Here is an 18,083-nt window from a genome sequence, read left to right on the forward strand (position 1 = left end):
AGGCTGTCGGCGTCGACCGCTCGCCGAAGCCTTCCCTGACCGGGGAAGGAAAAGAGCCACCGGCGCACACAGCCACGAAAGAGTGAGCGGCCATCCGGGCCACCGGCCCGGCGGGACACCGGTGCCGGGCCATGAGGAGTGGGAGACGGGAGCTCTGGGCGACGGCGTCCTGCGGGACATCACACCGGCCGCGGCGGCGGACACGGCCGTCCTGCTGCTGCCGGGCGCCGGGGGTGACGCCGACGACTTCGCCCGGTGGCCCGGCCGGCTCGGACCGCGCTTCCGGCTCCTGGCCGCCCGCTATCCCCGCCCCGCCGGGGGGATCGTGCTGTTGGCCCGGACGCTCGCCGACCGGGTGCGCGCGCACGTCCCCGAACCGCTGGTCGTCCTCGGCCACAGCATGGGCGCGCTCCTCGCGTACGAGCTCGCGTGGCGGCTCCAGTCGCTGCGCAGCCCCGCTCTCGCCCTGTACGCGTGCGCGGCCTTCTCCCCCGCGCAGTACTCGGCGATGGCCGTGGACGAGGAGGCCCTGGCGGACGGCGCCCGGGCGCTCGGGCTGTCCCCGCCGCGCGACGAGGGGCGGGGGACGGTGGTCCCGGAGGCCGCCCGGCACGACCTGGCGATGATCGACGCGTACCGGTACGGGCCGGTGCCCCGCCTCCTCGACTACCCCGTCACCGTGGTCACGGCCCGGGAGGACCCCGTCGTTCCCCCCTCGGCCGTCCAGGGCTGGGCGGCGGTGAGCCGTCATCCGCTGACCCTCCACTCCGTCCCCGGCGGCCACCACAGCCCGCTGTACGACGCCGGCCCGCTCGCCCGCCTCCTGTGCCGGGCGCACGCCTGACGCCCCGGTGGGCCCGGCAGAGGGCGCGTGGCGGCACTGGGCCATCCGTGTTGCGATGGAGGAGGGAGCCACACCCACCGTTGGGAGCGATCATGGCTACGAGGAAGCAGCTCGCGGCGCGCGACATCATGACAGCCGGTGTCACCTGCGTCGGCGAGCACGAGTCGATGCTCGACGCCGCGCGGATGATGCGTGACCTGAAGGTCGGCTGCCTGCCCATCTGCGGGGACGACAACCGGCTCAAAGGGCTGATCACCGACCGGGACATCGTGGTCGACTGCGTCGCCGAGGGCCGCGACCCCGCGACCGTGCCGGCGGGTTCGCTGGGCGGGCACCTGCACTGGATCGACGCGCAGGCCGACGCGAGCGAGGCCCTGGAGACCATGGAGCGCCACCAGATCAAGCGCCTGCCGGTCATCGACGTCGCCGACGACCACCGCCTGGTCGGCATGATCACCGAAGCGAACCTCGCCCGGAACCTCACCGACGAGCAGATCGCCGAGTTCGCCGCCCGGGTCTACGCCGTCCACTGAGCCCGGCCTGCCCGAGGGGTGACGACCGCTCCGCCGCCCGGCCGGAGCCGGGCGGCGGAGCGCGGGCCGGCCGTGCTCAGCAGCTGCCGAGCGGCCCCACGCGCAGGCCGGCGGTGCGCCTGCCGTCGCCCCGGAGCTGGGCGAAACGGCTCAGCAGGCGCGCCCGCTGGGAGTCTCTGAGGCCGGACTGCTCGGTCAGCGCTTCCCTGAAGTCGCTCAGGACCTCGCAGAGTCCTTCGGAGACGGACGGCGGGGAGGCCGCCGTGCGCGCCTCGCCACCGGCCTCGGCGCCGGCCTCGTCATCACCGGGCTCCGCCGCGGGGCCCGGTGGTGCCGGGACCGGACCGGGCCCGGCGGCGGGTGCCGCCTCCGCCGGGCCGTCCGCGTTCGCGCCGGCGGCCCCGGGCGGCGGGCCCGGCGGTCGCACGGCCGCCTCCCACAGGGACTCGAAGTACCCGATGTCACCGCCCAGCACGTGCAGGAGGCTGGCCAGGTCGGGCCAGTCGGGAAGCTGGGTGCCTTCGAGTATGGGCGTGATCTGCTCAAGGCTCAGCTGCCATTTGCCGGCGGTGGCGATGTCGTAGGCGGTGGGCTGCCCGGCACGGACGTGCAGGGTGCGCAGGGCCGTCAGTAACCGGGCGGCGGCGCGGACGGGATCGCCGTCGTCCCCGCCGCCCTCGTCGAGCTCGACGGGCGGGCCGGTGGTCCCGCCGCGCAGGCGCTCGGTCTCCCACACGGTCCGCAGGATGCCGGGGTCGGCGCCGCAGGCGTGGGCGAAGCGTTCGGTCAGCTCCCAGGTGGGGGTCCGCTCCCCGCTCAGGACCCGGGAGAGGTAGGAGGCGGAGCAGCGCGTCCGGCGGCTGAGGTCCTTGAGGGAGAGCTTGGAGGCCCGGGCGAGCATGGAGAGCACCGGGGCGAGGCGGTTGTAGGCGGGGCGGGGGCGGGTGGGGAGCTTGGGGCGGGGCGCGTTGACGGGGGGGCCGCCGCGGCGGGGGGCGGGTTTGCGGCGGACGGCGTGGCGTTCGGCGTAGATGGCGCTGAGCGAGGTGGGCGCGGTGCGCAGGCGGGTCAGCTCGCCGAGGCGGCGCAGGATGTAGCTGTCGGTGTACCGGTGGCGGGCGGTGTCCTCGCTGATGCCCAGGATGTGCCCGACGCGGCTCCAGGTCATCCGGCGGCAGCGGCCGCGGCCGACGAGGCCCGCGGTCAGCCCGTCGAGCTGGGTGCGCATCCGGGCGGCGCGGCGCAGCAGGTCGTCGCTGTCGGCGGTGGTCAGGGTGCGCAGGAGCTGGCGGAGTTCCTCCTGCATGTCGCCGGCGATCTCGGCGAGGGCCTCGTCGCCCTCGGCGGAGGCGGGCGGCGGCGGGGCGGGCCGGGGAGCCTGCGGCGGGCGCGGGGGCGGGGCGGCGCCGTCCCGCGGCAGGGCCGCCGGGTGCGCCGGGTGCGCGGCCGGGCCGGTGAGGGAGGCGGGCGCCGGTGCGGCGGTCCGCGGGGTGTTTTTCCGCTGCCGGTGGGCGGCCTGACGGCACGCGGTGCTGCAGTACTTCTGCGGGCGCCCGACTTTCGGTTCACCGGTGGCGTTCAGGGGGATCTCACAATGTTCACAAAGGGTGCTCACGGTTTCCTCCTCCTGTGTCACGAAAAGGGTTCAGGCCGGGCAGTTCCGTCGCGAATTCCCATGGACTAGTCCTGGATTTCGTCGCACGCGGCCCGGCCCTCTTTACGGGAATCACATTCCGTCACAGCCCCGTGCCGGGGCCCGGGAAGGGGCCGGCCCGCCGTCGGGGCCGGGCCGGCCCGGAGGGTCACTGCCTGCGGCGGCGGCGGTGGCGGTAGCCGCCACCAGCCATGCCGAGCAGAGCGGCGGTGGCCGCGTACGCCGTCTCGGGCGGGATCTGCACCTGGATCCGGGCCCCGAAAATGAGCAGGAAGCCCAGGACAGGCAGGCACACGAACGCTGTGAGCGCCGCGTTGACCAATCGGTTCACGGAAAGTTTCGTAACGCGAGGATTGCTAGTCTTGGCACTGCGAGCCGGGCGGTCCGGCCGTTCGGCTCGCCGGCGCCGGGGGGATCGGCCCATTTGTGGCCCCTTCACTCTGGTTGGTTGATGGTTCGACCGCGTGCAGGGCCTCGGATGTAGGTTTGGCGACCGTTTGAGCGCCCTGCACGCGCCAAGCGCGACATTAACGAGACCCCGCTCCGCAACACCAATCCACCCATTCGGACCATCACCGTCCTTTTTGTTGATTGCCGCAGGACGGGTTTCGTTTCGTACGCCAAAGCACCCGAAAGTTTCTCCAATACCCTGGAATTGCTGCCTCCGTCGTCGGCTTCTGCTACATCCGAGGGTGCGGCACCCTGCGAACGGGGCGGGGATCGGGGTAGACGGTAGGCATGAGCGACACCATGTGGGTCCTTGTCTGCGGGCTGGGTGGCCTGGCCCTGGCCACGGCCGTCGGCGCCGCCGTCGTCGCCGTGCGGCTCTTCCGGGCCCGGCGCCTGTTGCGCGACGCCGGCGTCCCCGACCGGAACAAGGCGCTGTTCTGGGGCGCCGTGCTCTATCTCGTCTCCCCGGTGGACCTGGTCCCCGACCCGGTCTACCTGGACGACATCGGCGTCCTGCTGCTCGCCCTGCGCTCCCTGCACCGGGCCGCCGACGCCGCGGGCGGCCGGCCCGGGTGGAAGGGCCGGGAGCCGGCGCGCTGACCGCCGCTCCCGACTCGCCCGGGGCGCCGGCACCTCATAGGGTCCGGCCATGGCGTACACCTTCGAAGTGACCGTCGACGCGGCCGATCCGCACGCGCTGGCCGACTGGTGGGCCGACGCGCTCGGCTGGGAAGTCGAGCCGGGCGACGAGGACTTCATCCGCCGCATGGTCGAGGAGGGCCGAGCCGCCGAAGCCGACACCACCACGCACCGGGGCGTCCTCGTCTGGAAGGCCGGCACCGCGATCCGCCACCCGGACGGCCCGGAGCGCGCGCCGCGGATCCTCTTCCAGCGCGTCCCGGAGCCCAAGACCGTCAAGAACCGGGTCCACCTCGACGTGCGCACCGGCTGCGACGACCCGGAGGCGGTGGTGGAGCGCCTGATCGCCAAGGGGGCCACGCTGCTGCACCACGGCCGGCAGGGGCCCTACACCTGGATCACGCTCGCCGATCCGGAAGACAACGAGTTCTGCGTGGCGACATAGCCCGCCCGGGAGTGCGCGCGGCGCATTTGGTACGGTCCACCGACGCGCGCGCTCCGCGCCGGCTGCCGGGACGAGGGAGGTTGATGAATATGGCCCGCCACACGGTTCATCAGCATGCCTTTTCCCGGGCCGCCTGACGTCGAAGAGCGGCCCGGTCGTCCGAACGACCTGGAGTTCCGCGTGTCTTCTTCCTCATCTTTCCCCTCGGCTTTTTCGCCGGCCGGTTCCGACCTGATCACCGAGCGCCTCGTGCTGCGCCCGTGGTCCCCGGCGGAGGTCACCGCCGTTCTCGACGACGTCCGGCCCGCCCACTGGGCGGCGGACTTCCCCGCCGAGGGCGACCGGGTCATCGCCGGATTCATCGCCGGCCGGCCCGAGGCGCTGGGCCCGTACGGCCAGCGTCAGATCATCGAGCGGGACAGCGGCCTCGTCGTCGGTGCCATCGGCCTGTTCTGGCCGCCGCACGAAGGCGCACTCGAATTCGGGTACGGCGTGGTGCCGTCGCGGCGCGGCCGGGGGTACGCGCCCGAAGCCGCCCGGGCCGTTGTGGAGTTCGCCCTGGCCTCGGCGGAGGTGCACACCGTGCACGCGGACGTCGAGTTCATGAACCCCGCCTCGATCCGCGTCCTGGAGAAGGCCGGGCTGCGGCGGTGGAACAGCGACGCCACGACAGCCCGGTTCCGGGCCACGGCACAGGAGCCGACCCGGAGCTGACGTGACGTGACCGGCCGGGCGGCCCCCTCATCGCGCGGATGCGGCCCGGCCGGTCACAGAGGCGCTCTCCAGCACCGCGTCGACGTCCGTCTTCCCCCGGGTCTCCGGCGCGGTCCGCTGGGAGACGCCGAGGAGGAAGGCCGAGCGGGTGTCGTCCACCGCGACGAGCGTCATGCGGATCCGGGCCGTGCGGCCCTTGCCGTCCTTCACGTCGCGCAGCACCGTGTGCGCGGCCCGGCCGCTCACCGTCGTCTCCCGGGACTCCCGGAGCGTGGAACTGCCGTCGGGGAAGAAGAACTCGGCGTTCGACCGGGCAGCGGCCTCCGCCCACCGTTTGAGCTGCTCCTCGGGTACGGCCCCGGAGCGGCCCGCGAGAACCGTGCCGCCTTCCCCGTCCCCGGCGCGCTCCGTGCCGATCGACGAGGTGAAGGCGTCGATCAGCTTGCCCCGGCTCTGCTTCCAGCCCTCCGGTATCGCGTAGGAGAGCCCCGCCGCGTCGTCGCTCACCCGCGGCCGGCCGGCCAGCGGGTCGTCCCCGTCGTCCGTCAGCCACCAGGCGGCCACCCCGGTGAGCACGAGGACCAGCGCGGCGACGACCCCGACCGCTGTCGCCCGCCGTCCCCTCGGCGCTCGCGTGGCCGGTGCCAGGGGCGGATATCCGGGGTGGGGCGGGTACGGCGGCGGGCCGGCGGGAGGCGACGTGATCATGTTCCCAGCATGCCGCCCCCGCCCGGGGCGGCCCTGAGCGTTCCTACTCAGTCCGGCTCGGGCCGGTACTCAGACGGGCCGGCCGGGCGGCCGTCAGCGGCCGCGGCGGCCGTACTCCCTGGCCAGGATCCTCAGGGCGGCAGGCACGGAGGGGCGTGCCGGGCCGCGCAGCACGCCCGGGCCCTTGGCCATGGCCGCGTCCGCCGTCCGTACTTCCAGGGCGATGACGGCCCGGGTGAACGCGCGGTGGGCGGGCGGGGCCAGGCCGGGCAGGCCCCGGCCGGCGAGCAGGTCACGGCGGGCCCGGGCGAGGAGGTCCGCGAGCAGGGCGCGCGTACCCGGGGTGTCGTGGCCCCGGGTGAGGTCGGCCCGCGAGACGCCGTGCCGCTCCAGGGTCTCCTCGGGGAGGGTGAGCCGGCCGTCGCACAGGTCCTCGGCGAGGTCGTTGACGAAGTCCAGCCGCTGGCTGCCGTCGATGTAGGCACGGCACAGTGCGCGGCTCTCGGCGGGGTCGGCGTCCGTCGCCAGGAGCAGGCAGGCGATGAGCATGAACGCGGGCAGCGAGTACGCGTCGACGTAAGCCTGGTAGTCCGCCTCGGTGGCGAAGCCGGTGAAGTCGCGGTCCATGGGCGCGCCCGCGAGGAACTCCTCGACGTGGCCCCGGAGACGGGGGTGCGCGGAGACGGTGTGCAGCAGGGGGCGGAGCACGGGGTGCCCGCTCTCGCCGGTGGCCAGGCCGTCGCGGACGTCTTTCTCCCACTCCGTGAAGGTGCCGTCGGCGCGCGCCTCGGCAGGGCCCTGGTCGAGGAGGGTGTCGGTGTGGTGCATGAACGCGGTGGCGGCGATGACGTGCGGGGTGAGGGCGGTAGGTAGCAACAGCCGTACGGCGGCGTAGGCATGGCGCCGGTAGGCGGAGACCAGGGCGCACTGCCGGGTGTAGTCGTCGCGCAGCTGCGGGCTCTGGATGCCCGCGGCGGTGAGTGTCCTGCCCCAGGGGTGCATGCCGGTGGGTCTTCCTGCGAGAGGGTCGGTGGTGCCGGGGCCGGAGGGCCGGTGCGTCACACCCGGTGCGGGTCGGTGAGGGCGGCTGCGGTGGCGCGGGCGAAGGCTTCCGGGTTGTCCAGCATGATGTTGTGCCCGCAGTCCGGGACGGGGACGACGTCGACACCGGCGGCGGTGAGCGCGTCGGCGCCCGGGAGCGGCCCGTCGGCCTCCGGCAGGAGGTAGGTACGGGGGATGCTCAGGTCCAGCAGGAGCTCCCGCATGGTGGGCACGCTGCCCCGGACGAGGTGGACGGCGCTGCGGTGCAGGGCCTCCCGGCCCGTCAGGCGCATGGTGGACCACCAGTGCGGGCCGACCCGGTCCCGTACTTCCTGCCAGCCGCCCGCCAGGAACTCCTCCTCGAAGTACGCGGCGATGCCGCTGCTGCCCCCGGCGGACGGTGAGGGGGTCATCGGGTCGAGGTTGGCGTCGATCAGGACGAGCCGGGAGACCAGGTGCGGGTGGCGGGCGGCCAGGACGACGGCCACGGAGCCGCCCATGCTGTGGGCGATCAGCTCGGCGCCGGTGGCGCCCGCGGCGGTCAGCGCCTCGGCGAGGGCGTCCGCGTGTGCTTCCAGGCTGTAGTCGAAGTGCGTCGGCCGGTCGCTGATGCCGTGTCCCAGCAGGTCGACGAGCAGGGAGCGGCGGCCGGTCAGCAGCGGGTGGGCCGCGGTCTCCGCGAAATAAGCGGGGGAAGTGGCGCCCAGGCCGTGCACGTAGACGCGGGCGGGGTCCTGCCCGGGCAGCTCGACCCAGCGGATCCGGTCGCCTTCGGTCGTCACCACGGCATGCCGCACGTTCTGTCCCCCACCCCTCGCGTGCACGGAAGGACGAGGCTATCCGACCGGCGCCCGGCGACCATGATGGAGGGCATGCTCCCCTTGACGCTGCGCCCCTACCGCGCCACGGACCGGGCGGCGGTCCTGGCACTGATCGACGCCGACCGGCTCCCCGGCCAGCCGCTGGTGACCCCGGAAATGCTCGCGCACGCCCTGGCCGGCCGGTCGGCCGTTGACGCCGAGTGGTGGGCCGCACTCGACCCGCCGGCCGTGGAGGTGGCCACCACGCCCGACGGCCACGTCGTGGGCGTCATCTCCTGGGCGCTGCGCCCTGGGGACGACACCGGGCTGATCCTGTGGCTGCACTGCCGCGAGGACGAGGCCGTGGCCAGGGCGCTGATCGACCGTGCGTTGTCGGCTCTGGCGCCGCGCGCTGTGGAGGCGTTCCAGTTCTCCACCGCGCTCACCCTCGGCCTGGAAGCGCTGCCGGTCGCCCGCCGGAGGGCGACCCGCACCGCGCTGGAGCGGGCCGGGTTCACCGGCGAACGGCTGTGGCGCGCTCTGCGGGCGGAGCTGCCGCGGCCCGGTCTGCCCGTACTCGACGGCGTCGAGACCGGCCCCGATCCGCAGCGGGAGGCGGCGTGGCGGCTGCTGGTGCGCCGGGACGGCCGGGCCGTGGCCGAAGCGGTGGTGGGGCACCCCGTGCAAGGGGTCGGTGTGCTGTGGTGGATCGAGGTCGGCCCGGGGGAACGCGGCCGCGGGCTCGGCCGCGCGCTGCTCGGCTCCGCCCTCGATCTCCTCACCGGTCTCGGTGCCGCCGAGGTGGTGCTGTACGTCGACGACGACGAACCGCCCGGGGGCGACCGCGACCGGACCGCGGCCAACGCCCTCTACGACTCCGCCGGGTTCACCGAGGTCGACGACCTGTGGTCGTACACCCGGCCCGGGCGCCTCCCCGGGCCTGCCGGTGCCGCGGGCTGACGCGCCGGCCGCCGGCGCCGGGTCAGGCCCGCCACTCCGCGGTGCGCTCGGGGCTCGCCTTCGCCAGGAGGCCGCGGACCGTTGCGGCGTCGACCGACCGGCCGTGCACGGGCGTTCCGGGCTGAAGGAAGGCGTGCGCTGATTCCGCGCCCGGTGCGGCGGTCCGCTCGTGGGTCGGCCCCGCGCGGACGGATCCCGTCGCGCGGGGCCTTGGCCTGCCCGTCCTCGGTCGTCGGTCCTCAGTCGTCGGTCTTGTCGCCGAGCACCTTGCCGGACTGGGCGTCGAGGAGCGTCTCGGTTCCGCTCTGACCGCCGGGCTTGACGGTGTTGACCTGCCAGACGGTCTTTCCTGCCGCGTTGCTGTCGATCTCCAGGGACTTCAGGTCATCACCCTGCCGGTGGCCGGCGGCCATTTTCGCCGCCTCCTGTGCGCTGATCTTCACGTCCTTGAGTTTGGCGACGTCGTCGTCCGGCGTCATGTCCTGACGCTTGTTCACGACCTTGGCGCCGTCCTCGGAGACGGTGAGGTTGTACTGGTCCTTGCCGTTGGACGCGGTCTTGATGTCCCACACGCGAGTGCCGGAGGCGTCCGTCTCCCTCTCCAGGTCGAAGGATTTTCCGCCCGGTACGGCACGGTCGGCGGTGTCCAGCGCCTTGATCGCGTCGCGGACGGACGCCGGGGCGCCGGACACCCCGGCCGAGGGGCTGCCCGACGCGCCTGCCGGGCTGGAGGGGGCGGACGGGGTGGACGTGCCTGTGGCGCTGTCCTTCGGCTTGTCGGAATCCGAGTCGGAGCAGCCGCTCAGACCGAGCGTGGCGGCTCCCGCGAGGAACAGGGCGCAGACTGTGGTGTTTCGTACCATGGACAAACTGTGACACCTCCTGCTGGATCGTCGGTGGTGCCACATACCCTCGGAGGAGTGACTTACGCGGGCCCGTGCGGACGCCGTGTCAGTGGAGCTTGGCCACGGCCGTGCGGGTGGTCTTCTTGAAGTCCGCGACGGGTGCGTGGGCGAAGGTGCCCAGCTGGCCCCAGCGCACGACGGTGACGGTCCGGGCGTCGCGGCCGACGGCGAAGAGGTGGACGTCGTTGCCGGTCCCGGCGTGCGAGGTGCGCACTCCGTGGACGGTCGCGCCTTCCTCGACGTCCAGGCGCCCGTAGTTCCGCCACTCGGCGGTGACGTCCGGGTCCTCCTGCTCGGCGCGGGCCGGGCACGCGCGGATCGCCTGGTCCAGCAGCGCGGCCAGGGCTCTGGCGCTCGCCTCGTCGCGCTCGACCACCGTGATCTGTGCGGCGTTGGTGTCGAACTCCGTCCAGAACTGACGGTGGCGGGAGGTGGCGCCGGGCAGCGCCCCGCCCACGCAGAACGGGAGCGGGTCGGGCACCCCGCCGGCCACCGGCCCGCCGTACCAGGCCGAGCTCGGGTGCGGGGGGAGCTGGCCGGGGTCGAGGAAGGCGGGCACGTCCGCGGCGGCGGTGGCGGGGGTGGCGGTCAGGGTGAGGGCGGCCGCCGTCGCCGCAGTCAGGGCGGTGGCCGCGGCGCGGCGCAGGCGGGTGCGGTGGGTCATCGGGGTTCCCCGTTTCGTGGTGGTGTCGGTGGCGGAGCCCGCCGGCGCGGCCCGGCTTCCGGGCGCTCGGGCCCGTCGGCGGGCGGTGCGGGCTCCTCAGGCTTCCGTAACTTCCCTGCCGTCGGCAAGGGTTGGGGGCGGTGGACGCGTCCGTCACAGCAGCTTGTCGGCGAGGTAGCGCTGGAACTGCCACAACGGGCGTTCCAGGTGGGAGAAGCGGCCGTGGGAGGGGGCGGGGCGGGAGGAGAGTCCGCGCTGGACGCCGCGGACCGCCACCAGGTCCTCCTCCTGGATGCGGTTGACCTGCTCGCGCAGTTGAGGCAGGTACTCCTCGAAGCCGGGTGCCTGCCGGACACCGGGTGGGACCAGCAGGGTGATGGTGGTGTCGTGGGTGGTGGGGCCGGTGGGCATCCAGCGGATCCAGACGGCGTTGTCGGGCACGACGGCCAGGACGGTCTGCGGGAATATCCCGGCGATCAGCATGCCCGGCGGATCGCTCGACGCTCCCTGTCCGGTCGCGGGCCCGGGCTCCTCCCCGGGGCCCGTGCCGCCGGGGGCGGGGGCCCGCGAGAAGTCGGAGAAGGGGGTGAACATGGTGAACCAGCGGCCGTCGCACGCGTCGACCCTGGTGTCGCGGCCGGGGAGGTAGGGCTCCAGGGTGGCGGCGTGGGTGCCCATGTGGTGGTAGTTCTCCGAGCCGTTCTCGACCGCCACTTTCCAGTTGGCCGGTACGTCCGTCCAGGTCTGCGTGGCCACGCTCTCCCAGTCGGCCAGCCGGTGGGAGCTCAGCACACGGTCGAGGCCGGCCAGTTCCGCGGCGGGTGACGCCGCGTCGGGGTCGAGGTTGAGGAAGACGAAACCGTGCCACACCTCGACGCGGTGGGCCGGCAGCCGGCAGGACCCGCTGTCGAAGTCGACCTCCTTCATCAGCGGAGCGCCGGCGAGCCGCCCGGCGAAGCGGCCGTTCAGGCGGTACGTCCAGGTGTGGTACGGGCAGGTCAGGCGCCGGAGGGTGCCCTGCCGGGGGGTGGTCTCGGGGGGCAGGACGTCCATGAAGCGGTGGCGGCAGACCCGGGAGAGGGCGTGCAGGTCGCCGTCCTCGTCGCGGGTGATCACCAGGGGTGTGCCCAGGACGTCCAGCCGCAGGTAGCTGCCGGGCTCGGGGAGGTCCTCGGCCCGTGCCACGCACAGCCATTCCCGGGCGAAGACGCGCTCGGTCTCGTGCGCGTACATCTCGGGCGAGGTGTACGCCGCGGGGGGCAGGGTCTCACCCTGTTCGAGAGGCAGCGCGCTCACCCGCCGCAGCTCGGTGAGGATGCCGGGCAGAGTCTCCTGCTCCGGGGTGGTGGGGGCGGTCCGTGGTGTCGGGGCCGGGGTCTTGTCGGGGGCCATGACGGGGATTCCTTCCGTACTCGTCGCGTGCTTGGCCGTGTGCTGGGCCGTGTGCTCGGCCGTGTGTTTCGTCATGTGCTTCGCCGTTCTGGTGGGGCGCTGCGGTCGCATGTCCGCGGCGCAGGGGGTCGGGGCCGAACGGGGCCAGACCGTGCCGGCGGCCCCAGCGGCGGCTGAGGAGGACGGTCGCGGTCGCCGTCAGGAGCAGCAGGAGCAGGCCCTTGGCGCGGCTGAGCGCCGGTACCGCCTCGACGGGGCACGTCAGCGCGATGGCCACGCCGGCGGCGGTGCCCAGGAGCTCGCTGCCGCCCCACAGCAGCGTCAGCCGGGTCAGGGTGGCGCGCAGCGCCGGTGAACCGCGCCAGGCCGCGTTGCGGGCGTGTGCCGCGGCGGGCGTGGACCAGTACTGGCCGAGCTGGAAGGCGAAGGGCCGCGAGGTCAGGAGCGAGCCGAGGACCCATGCGGCGGCCGCGATCGACAGGCACGCGTCCTTGACGAGGAGGATCCGGGCCTCCCCGGTGAACAGGGACGTCACCACGCGCACCGCCAGCATGCCGATCATGAAGGCTTCGAAGGCCGGGACGCGGCGGCGTACGGCGCACAGGACGGCGACCCGGGCCGCCGGGAGGGCGCCGCTGAACATCAGCGCCTGCCACTGTCCGGTGCCCTGGGACCGCAGGGCGTAGTAGAGCGCCAACGGGAGGACCAGGTCGAACAGGAGCGGGGTGGCCGCCGCCCGCCAGGCCGGGGTCTCCGGAGGGGCGAAGTTTTCCGAGGGGGCGGGGCGACCGCTGGACTGGGTCATACCGAAAACGGTAGGGAGTGCGCGAGACGGACGAATCGCCGCCGCGGACCAGATCGGCGCTACACCGTTCGTATGAGTCCCGGCGCGGTCTCCTCCGCTGGGCCCGGCCACCCTTTCGAGTGGCGGTGGGGTCCGTCGGGTGTACCCGGCGGGGAGGGGGACAGGCTGGGCTGCGGTGCGGGCCCCCCGCACCGCAGCCCAGTTTCGAGGAGGATCACCCGTGGAAGAGCCGGAGAGCTACGAACCGCCCGCCGTCGAGGAGGTCGGTGAGTTCGCGGAGCTGACGCGTGGTCACCGGCACGGGACCTTGTTCGACTTTCCCGGAGCGCCGTTCAACCTTTTCGACCCCCGGGAGAGCGGCTGAGCTGCCAGGCGTCTGAGCTACCAGGCGTCGAAGTCGCGGTAGAGGGGGTCGGTGAGGTCGGCGCGCAAGCCCAGGGCCAGGGCCGGTGACGGGTACGGCGAGTGCGAGGCCAGCGCGGTCAGGGGAATGTCGATCTGCGGCACCCCGTACGCCGCGAGGCGGGCGATGGACGTGCCGCAGGCGATCGCCCCGACCCTGCTCCACAGGAGGGCGCCCGCGCACATCGGGCAGGGCTCCGCCGTGGAGACCAGCAGTTGACCGGCCACGGGCACGCGCCGGGCGGCAGCCGACCGCAGCACGTTCATTTCGGCGTGCGCGGTCTGATCGCCGCCCTCGGAGGCGTTGCCCTCCCGCACGAGGACGCGGCCCGACGCCCGGTCGACCAGCACCGCGCCGAAGGGCCGGCGGCCCCGGCGGGCCTCTTCCACCGCGGCCGGCACGGCCTCGACGGCGGCGTTCTTCAGCAACTCCGGCCAGTCACCGATCCAGCGGGTCCGTCCGTGGCTCCCCGCGGCGTGTGCGGGCGCGGCCGTCCCGTGGGTGAGCAGCACGGCGCCGCCCGTTCCCGCGGCGGCCAGCATCATCTGTCGTCGTGACAAGCCGGCGCTGTCCATCGGACGTCACCTTCCGCAGTCGGCGGGCCGGAGTACGGGCCCGCCCGCACCTTACCGGGGACTCATCGGGGACTTACCGGGACACGAAATGCCGGTGCGCTTGCGCGGGGTGTCCGCCGGACCGAGATCGTGGGTGGCCCGGGGGCGTTGCCCCGGCCCCGCGTGCGCCCCCGCGCTCGGATCAGCGGCCGGAGCCCGCCCCCGGTCCGACGGCCGTGGCCGCCGCGGTGACGTCGGCGACCTGCTCCACCAGATCCGGGCCGTACGCGTCGGAGTTGACGACCTTCAGCAGCACACAGAAAGTGCCGTCGAGCCCGTAGCGCCGGGCGTAGCGGGTGTGGTGCCTGACCAGGTGCCGGACGGCCGCCTGGTTGGTGACGCTGCGCTGGCCCGAGGCCAGGAAGACCGGGCGCCCGCCCTCGGGGCCGGTCAGCCGGGCGAGCAGCACGTACTCGGCGATGCCCTTCTCCACCCGGTACGTCTCGCCGCCGACGGTGAACGCCCCGCCGTCGGGCCCGCTTCCGCACACCGGCCCGCCCCGGTCAGCTCCCGGTCAGCTCCCGGTCAGCGGTCAGTTCCCGGTCCGGCTCGGCCGGGCCTGCGCGGGGAGGCGCTGCCGGCCCGTTCGTACAGCCCGGTGATCCGGGCGATCAGTTCGGCGTGGTCGGCGAGGTCGGCGGCGTCGGGGTCGGCGGCGTAGCCGATGAGGCCGAACAGCCGGTGGGCGTTGCCCGCCTCGCCCATCGTCTTCAGCCGTGCGGTGTCGATGTCGGAGGCGCCCTGGACGGGCCCCGCCCCGCAGTGGGCCGCGTCGGCTTCGAGGGCCTCCCGCAGCCGGTCGGGCCACTGCATGCGGATGGGCTGCGGCCGGTCCCGGCCGGCCAGGTCCGCGTCCTGGACGGCCGTTTCGTTGATGAGCCGGGCGGCGCGGGAGCGGTCGGCGCGCTCCTGGAGGTCCGGTACGGCCGCCAGCTGCCGGGCCAGGGTGCGGATCTCGTGCGCGTTCCGGGCGGCCCACTTGCGTTCGGCGTGGCGTGAGCGCTGGTCGCGGGCGTTCTCCACCCGCTCGCTCTGCGTGCCGCCGCCGCTGTCGCCGTCGGCGCCGAGACCGTCGGTGCGCAGTTGCAGGTAGCGGCGCTCGGCGGACTGGCGGCTGCCCAGCTCCAGGGCGCCGGCCAGCCGCGCCCAGGTGACCTTCCGCTGCCGGGCGGCCCAGATGAGGCGCCCTTCGTCAAGGAGGAGCTTGTCGCGGAGCTTGCGGATCACCAGGAGGGCGGCCAGCAGGTCGGTGTCCGTGGTCTTGTCGACGAACCCCAGCTCGGCGATCCGGGTGATGTCGTCGTACTTCCTGGCGATCTCCTCCAGGCGTCCCCGGAAGTCGTACATGCCCGGGAACGGAGAGCGGTCGCCGCCCTCGTCCCGCCGGGCTCCCCGGCCTCCTTGGCCCCCTGTGCCCCCCTCGGCCCCTTCGGCCCCCTCTCCCATCTCGTCCGCCTGCTGCTTCTGGCTCCCCTGGGCCACCCGGGGCGTCAGCAGGTGGACCCAGGCCAGGTCCCGGTCGTACTCGGCTCCCGACTTCCCGTTGAATGTCGCCTTCATGACGACACCTCATGTCGTCCTAAGCACGACGGATAGGGAGTGATGTGCATGCGATACCTCTCTGGAGCATCCGGAAGGTGTGGGGGTCTATTCGTCGCCGGCGAGCGGGGCGTCCTCACCCCGCCGGCCGCGGCCGCGGCGTCTCCAGGCGGCGCGCAGGGCGCCGACGGCGGCGGCCGTGACGGCGAACATCACCGCGCCGATGTACTGGGCCCCGGCCTCGCGTAAGACGGAAGCCAGCTCCTGAACGAGCCCAGCGTCCAGCTCGGCGGCCAATGCGGTAGCCAACATGGCAGGTCAACGCGCTGACAGAGGGGCCGATCGCGCGTTGCGCTCCTTACGTTGCTCGGGGTGCGTCCGATGGCTCCCGGCTGCCCGGCCCGAGCAGCCGGACCGCCTCCCGGCGTGGTGCGCGACGGCGCGGGCCTCCCGCACGGCGAGCGGGCGGGCAGGCGGGCGGCACGTCCGCGGAGCGGAGGTGGTCCTTGGTCCGCGGACCAGTCTGGAGGCAGGCGGGGGGCCGTCGGACGACTCTTGAGGGAAACCCGATAATGCGCCACCCTTCGCCACCTCAGATTCCCGAGATTTCGGGCATCACCGCCGACGCTCCACCCGCCGGAACCGCCCCCTGACGCAGCGTCAGCAGTGTGGGGCGTCCGGGTCGGCGCACCGCCGCCGGGGGGGCTCCACGGACCCCCTCCTTCACCCCCGTCCCGGAGAAAAAACGCGGATACCCGGTCACAACCTCCCTCACACCTACCATCACCGATGCGGGGGACACTTCCGCCCAACACACCCCCAGTCGGCCGACAAGCACCCGACAGTGAATCCATGAGCTTGACCACCGCAGGGAAGACCCCTGGCCCCGTCCGGTTCTACCTCGGCTGCGACCACCACGGCTGCGACACCCGCACCACCTTCGACCTCGTCATCTCCGACCCCGGCCCCTCCCGTGACGACGATCTGTGGGGGTACCTCCTCCACCACGCCCACACCGCCACCCCGCACATCAGGCAGCTCGGCTGGACCTACCTCAACGGCAACGGCTACACCTGCCCCACCTGTGCCACCCCCACCCGCTACCGCCCCACCAGCAGACCCGCTTGACCCGGCCCGCCGGACCCCGGCACCGGACACCTCGCCGCCACGGCACCCGGGACGACATGCGGCACGACACCCGGCACGGCGAACCCGGCGGCCGGCACGAACGCACGGTTCAATAACGGTCATAACGAAAGCAACAGCGGCAGCCGACCGGATCGCAGCCCGGCGGCAGGGACGGCGGCCGGGCCGGCACGTGCGGCCCGGCGGCCCCCACCGAGCCGGCACAGGTCACGAGGAGCACGCCGTGGGCACACCCGAACGGGAACAGGCCGCGTCGGCGGCCCGGCAGGAAGCCGCCCGGCTGACCGCCCTGGACATCCACGGCATCGCCCTCACCTGGGTCGACACCGCCGGCCTGACCCGGGTCAAGGCCGTACCCACCGCCCGCCTCGCCCACGCCGCCCGGTGGGGCGTGGGCATGTCCCCCGTCTTCGACGTCCTCCTCTCCGACGACTCCGCCGTCACCAGCGCGCACGCCGGCTACCCCGCCGGCGACCCCCGCCTCTTCCCCGACCTGGACCGGCTCACCGTCCTCGCCGCGCAGCCCGGCTGGGCCTGGGCCCCGGCCGACCGCCGCGCCCAGGACGGCAGCCCCTACCCCGCCTGCCAGCGCCGCTTCGCCCGGCGCATGACCGGCCTCGCCGCCGAGCGCGGCCTGCGCCTGCGGATGGGCTTCGCGACCGAGTGGACCCTCACCACCCGCCCGGCCGCCCCCGGCGAAACCCCCACCGCCCCGGCCCCGGTGGAGGACGCCGGGCCGGGTCCGGCCTACGGCATGACCCGGGTGGTGGAGCTGTCCGACTACCTCGGTGACGTCCTGCGGGCGCTGTCCGCCCAGGACGTGGCGGTCCTCCAGCTGCACCCCGAGTACTCACCGGGCCGGTTCGAGGTCTCCACCGCCGCGGCCGATCCCGTCTCCGCCGCCGACGACGTCGTCCTGGTCCGCGAGACCGTCCGCGCGGTCGCGGCCCGGCACGGTCTGAGCGCTTCCTTCGCCCCCGTGGGGCGGGTGGGTCTACCCGGCAACGGCGCCCACCTGCACCTGAGTCTGTGGCGGGACGGGAAGAACCTGTGCCGCGACGGCGGCGGCCCCGGAGCCATGACCCCCACGTGCGAAGCCTTCCTCGCCGGCGTGCTGCGCGAACTGCCCGCCCTGCTCGCGCTTGGGGCGCCCCTGCCCGCGAGTTACCTGCGGCTGGTGCCCTCCCGGTGGGCCGGCGCCCACCACTGCTGGGGGGTGGAGAACCGGGAGGCGGCCCTGCGCTTCGTCCCCGGTCCACCGGACGACCCCGAGGCCGCGAACGCCGAGATCACGTGCTTCGACGCGGCCGCCAACCCCTACCTCCTCACCGGAGCGGTCGTCGCCGCCGGCCTCGCCGGACTCGACGACCGCCTCACCCTCCCGGACCCGGTCGCGGGAGACCCCGCCGACGGCGGCGTCCCGCACCTGCCCACGTCGCTCCCCGCCGCCCTGGAGCACTTCGGCCGCTCCGTCGTGCTGCGCGCCGCACTCGGCGACCCGCTCTTCGAAGCCGTCCTCGCCGTGCGCCGCGGCGAGATCGCCCTCGCCGGGGAGCAGGGCCCCCAGGACCTGGCCGACGCCCTCCGCCACCACTACTGACCCCCGCGACCACCCGGGGAAGCAGGCCCCGCATCACTCCGCCGAGCCGGCACCCCCACCCGCGGCGATGACAGCGAGCGCGGGGCCGACCCCCGCCCGGGCGGAGACCCTGGAGACCGCCCCTTCGGTGACGGTCCCGGTCGTGGCGCGGGCGCCGGGCCGGGGCGGGCACCGCGCTCGCTGTCATCGCCGCGGGTGGGGGTGCCGGCTCGGCGGAGTGATGCGGG

Annotated in this window: 21 protein-coding genes and 2 pseudogenes; 9 read left to right on the top strand and 14 right to left on the bottom strand. The window is 74.1% G+C overall.

Translation table 11 applies throughout. The annotated features are described in order from the left end of the window. Window positions 1-82: 82 nt before the first annotated feature. Window positions 83-844, top strand: a complete 762-nt coding sequence (locus ABZ951_RS23265) for an alpha/beta fold hydrolase (RefSeq protein WP_344093575.1) — start codon at window positions 83-85, stop codon at window positions 842-844. Between the two features lie 92 nt (window positions 845-936). Next, entirely contained in the window at window positions 937-1,377 is a 441-nt protein-coding gene (locus ABZ951_RS23270; RefSeq protein WP_344093577.1) for a CBS domain-containing protein, read from the top strand. Window positions 1,378-1,453: 76 nt separating this feature from the next. Here the strand turns inward: ABZ951_RS23270 and ABZ951_RS23275 are convergent, their stop codons facing one another. Further along, complete coding sequence (locus ABZ951_RS23275) at window positions 1,454-2,992, bottom strand: helix-turn-helix transcriptional regulator (RefSeq protein WP_361280598.1); 1,539 nt, start codon at window positions 2,990-2,992, stop codon at window positions 1,454-1,456. Between the two features lie 187 nt (window positions 2,993-3,179). After that, entirely contained in the window at window positions 3,180-3,362 is a 183-nt protein-coding gene (locus ABZ951_RS23280; RefSeq protein WP_344096721.1) for a hypothetical protein, read from the bottom strand. A 407-nt stretch (window positions 3,363-3,769) separates the two neighbouring features. Between ABZ951_RS23280 and ABZ951_RS23285 the strand changes: the two genes are divergently transcribed. The 3 genes from ABZ951_RS23285 to ABZ951_RS23295 all read left to right on the top strand — a co-directional run bounded on the left by ABZ951_RS23285 (window position 3,770) and on the right by ABZ951_RS23295 (window position 5,279). Further along, window positions 3,770-4,081 (top strand): YkvA family protein, encoded by a 312-nt coding sequence (locus ABZ951_RS23285; protein ID WP_344096724.1) that lies wholly within the window; start codon window positions 3,770-3,772, stop codon window positions 4,079-4,081. 49 nt (window positions 4,082-4,130) lie between these two features. Then, window positions 4,131-4,565: a VOC family protein gene (locus ABZ951_RS23290; RefSeq protein ID WP_344096726.1), complete on the top strand. Its 435-nt coding sequence runs from the start codon at window positions 4,131-4,133 to the stop codon at window positions 4,563-4,565. Between the two features lie 180 nt (window positions 4,566-4,745). After that, on the top strand, window positions 4,746-5,279 hold the full coding sequence (locus ABZ951_RS23295) for a GNAT family N-acetyltransferase (protein WP_344096731.1): 534 nt from the start codon (window positions 4,746-4,748) through the stop codon (window positions 5,277-5,279). Window positions 5,280-5,306: 27 nt separating this feature from the next. Here the strand turns inward: ABZ951_RS23295 and ABZ951_RS23300 are convergent, their stop codons facing one another. From ABZ951_RS23300 to ABZ951_RS23310, 3 genes are all read right to left on the bottom strand, one after another. Beyond that, on the bottom strand, window positions 5,307-5,987 hold the full coding sequence (locus ABZ951_RS23300) for a hypothetical protein (protein WP_344096736.1): 681 nt from the start codon (window positions 5,985-5,987) through the stop codon (window positions 5,307-5,309). A gap of 93 nt (window positions 5,988-6,080) precedes the next feature. Continuing rightward, window positions 6,081-6,989, bottom strand: coding sequence for a squalene/phytoene synthase family protein (locus ABZ951_RS23305; RefSeq protein WP_344096738.1), 909 nt, complete (start codon window positions 6,987-6,989; stop codon window positions 6,081-6,083). Window positions 6,990-7,045: 56 nt separating this feature from the next. Then, a complete protein-coding gene (locus tag ABZ951_RS23310) occupies window positions 7,046-7,825 on the bottom strand; it encodes an alpha/beta hydrolase (RefSeq protein ID WP_344096740.1) in 780 nt (259 codons plus the stop codon). A gap of 75 nt (window positions 7,826-7,900) precedes the next feature. Here ABZ951_RS23310 and ABZ951_RS23315 point away from each other — a divergent pair, with 75 nt between their 5' ends. After that, window positions 7,901-8,788 (top strand): GNAT family N-acetyltransferase, encoded by an 888-nt coding sequence (locus ABZ951_RS23315; protein ID WP_344096742.1) that lies wholly within the window; start codon window positions 7,901-7,903, stop codon window positions 8,786-8,788. A 22-nt stretch (window positions 8,789-8,810) separates the two neighbouring features. Here ABZ951_RS23315 and ABZ951_RS23320 read toward each other — a convergent pair. The 5 genes and pseudogenes from ABZ951_RS23320 to ABZ951_RS23340 form a co-directional block, all read right to left on the bottom strand. Then, window positions 8,811-8,912: pseudogene (locus ABZ951_RS23320) on the bottom strand (NADP oxidoreductase); the annotation flags it as partial. Window positions 8,913-9,027: 115 nt separating this feature from the next. Continuing rightward, entirely contained in the window at window positions 9,028-9,651 is a 624-nt protein-coding gene (locus ABZ951_RS23325) for a PepSY domain-containing protein (protein ID WP_344096744.1), read from the bottom strand. 88 nt (window positions 9,652-9,739) lie between these two features. Continuing rightward, window positions 9,740-10,357, bottom strand: coding sequence for a hypothetical protein (locus tag ABZ951_RS23330; protein WP_344096746.1), 618 nt, complete (start codon window positions 10,355-10,357; stop codon window positions 9,740-9,742). Between the two features lie 153 nt (window positions 10,358-10,510). Continuing rightward, window positions 10,511-11,653, bottom strand: a complete 1,143-nt coding sequence (locus ABZ951_RS23335) for an aromatic ring-hydroxylating dioxygenase subunit alpha (RefSeq protein WP_344096765.1) — start codon at window positions 11,651-11,653, stop codon at window positions 10,511-10,513. After that, window positions 11,625-12,554 (bottom strand): VC0807 family protein, encoded by a 930-nt coding sequence (locus tag ABZ951_RS23340; protein WP_344096748.1) that lies wholly within the window; start codon window positions 12,552-12,554, stop codon window positions 11,625-11,627. Before ABZ951_RS23340 ends, ABZ951_RS23335 begins: the two co-directional genes overlap by 29 nt. A 220-nt stretch (window positions 12,555-12,774) precedes the next feature. On the opposite strand from ABZ951_RS23340, the gene ABZ951_RS23345 reads away from it, so the two are divergent. Next, window positions 12,775-12,918 (top strand): lasso RiPP family leader peptide-containing protein, encoded by a 144-nt coding sequence (locus ABZ951_RS23345; RefSeq protein WP_344096750.1) that lies wholly within the window; start codon window positions 12,775-12,777, stop codon window positions 12,916-12,918. Window positions 12,919-12,935: 17 nt separating this feature from the next. Here the strand turns inward: ABZ951_RS23345 and ABZ951_RS23350 are convergent, their stop codons facing one another. From ABZ951_RS23350 to ABZ951_RS23365, 4 genes and pseudogenes are all read right to left on the bottom strand, one after another. Continuing rightward, window positions 12,936-13,532, bottom strand: a complete 597-nt coding sequence (locus ABZ951_RS23350) for a deaminase (protein ID WP_344096752.1) — start codon at window positions 13,530-13,532, stop codon at window positions 12,936-12,938. A gap of 181 nt (window positions 13,533-13,713) precedes the next feature. Beyond that, a pseudogene (locus ABZ951_RS23355) lies at window positions 13,714-14,052 on the bottom strand (hypothetical protein); the annotation flags it as partial. A gap of 44 nt (window positions 14,053-14,096) precedes the next feature. Beyond that, window positions 14,097-15,131 (bottom strand): hypothetical protein, encoded by a 1,035-nt coding sequence (locus ABZ951_RS23360; protein WP_344096754.1) that lies wholly within the window; start codon window positions 15,129-15,131, stop codon window positions 14,097-14,099. An 87-nt stretch (window positions 15,132-15,218) separates the two neighbouring features. Then, on the bottom strand, window positions 15,219-15,419 hold the full coding sequence (locus ABZ951_RS23365) for a hypothetical protein (RefSeq protein WP_344096757.1): 201 nt from the start codon (window positions 15,417-15,419) through the stop codon (window positions 15,219-15,221). Window positions 15,420-15,962: 543 nt separating this feature from the next. Between ABZ951_RS23365 and ABZ951_RS23370 the strand changes: the two genes are divergently transcribed. Together ABZ951_RS23370 and ABZ951_RS23375 are read left to right on the top strand one after the other, a co-directional pair. Beyond that, window positions 15,963-16,238, top strand: a complete 276-nt coding sequence (locus tag ABZ951_RS23370) for a hypothetical protein (protein ID WP_344096759.1) — start codon at window positions 15,963-15,965, stop codon at window positions 16,236-16,238. Window positions 16,239-16,479: 241 nt separating this feature from the next. Continuing rightward, window positions 16,480-17,856: a glutamine synthetase family protein gene (locus ABZ951_RS23375; protein ID WP_344096761.1), complete on the top strand. Its 1,377-nt coding sequence runs from the start codon at window positions 16,480-16,482 to the stop codon at window positions 17,854-17,856. Window positions 17,857-18,083: the final 227 nt, after the last annotated feature.

Origin of the sequence: Streptomyces sp. NPDC046215, assembly GCF_040646215.1 — a bacterium.
Lineage (GTDB): Bacteria > Actinomycetota > Actinomycetes > Streptomycetales > Streptomycetaceae > Streptomyces > Streptomyces stramineus.

Coding starts and splice junctions, on each gene's coding strand:
- ABZ951_RS23370 (WP_344096759.1), top strand. CDS start 15,963: ATGAGCTTGACCACCGCAGGGAAGACCCCTGGCCCCGTCCGGTTCTAC.
- ABZ951_RS23325 (WP_344096744.1), bottom strand. CDS start 9,651: ATGGTACGAAACACCACAGTCTGCGCCCTGTTCCTCGCGGGAGCCGCC.
- ABZ951_RS23290 (WP_344096726.1), top strand. CDS start 4,131: ATGGCGTACACCTTCGAAGTGACCGTCGACGCGGCCGATCCGCACGCG.
- ABZ951_RS23270 (WP_344093577.1), top strand. CDS start 937: ATGGCTACGAGGAAGCAGCTCGCGGCGCGCGACATCATGACAGCCGGT.
- ABZ951_RS23305 (WP_344096738.1), bottom strand. CDS start 6,989: ATGCACCCCTGGGGCAGGACACTCACCGCCGCGGGCATCCAGAGCCCG.
- ABZ951_RS23360 (WP_344096754.1), bottom strand. CDS start 15,131: ATGAAGGCGACATTCAACGGGAAGTCGGGAGCCGAGTACGACCGGGAC.
- ABZ951_RS23285 (WP_344096724.1), top strand. CDS start 3,770: ATGAGCGACACCATGTGGGTCCTTGTCTGCGGGCTGGGTGGCCTGGCC.
- ABZ951_RS23300 (WP_344096736.1), bottom strand. CDS start 5,987: ATGATCACGTCGCCTCCCGCCGGCCCGCCGCCGTACCCGCCCCACCCC.
- ABZ951_RS23340 (WP_344096748.1), bottom strand. CDS start 12,554: ATGACCCAGTCCAGCGGTCGCCCCGCCCCCTCGGAAAACTTCGCCCCT.
- ABZ951_RS23330 (WP_344096746.1), bottom strand. CDS start 10,357: ATGACCCACCGCACCCGCCTGCGCCGCGCCGCGGCCACCGCCCTGACT.
- ABZ951_RS23350 (WP_344096752.1), bottom strand. CDS start 13,532: ATGGACAGCGCCGGCTTGTCACGACGACAGATGATGCTGGCCGCCGCG.
- ABZ951_RS23315 (WP_344096742.1), top strand. CDS start 7,901: ATGCTCCCCTTGACGCTGCGCCCCTACCGCGCCACGGACCGGGCGGCG.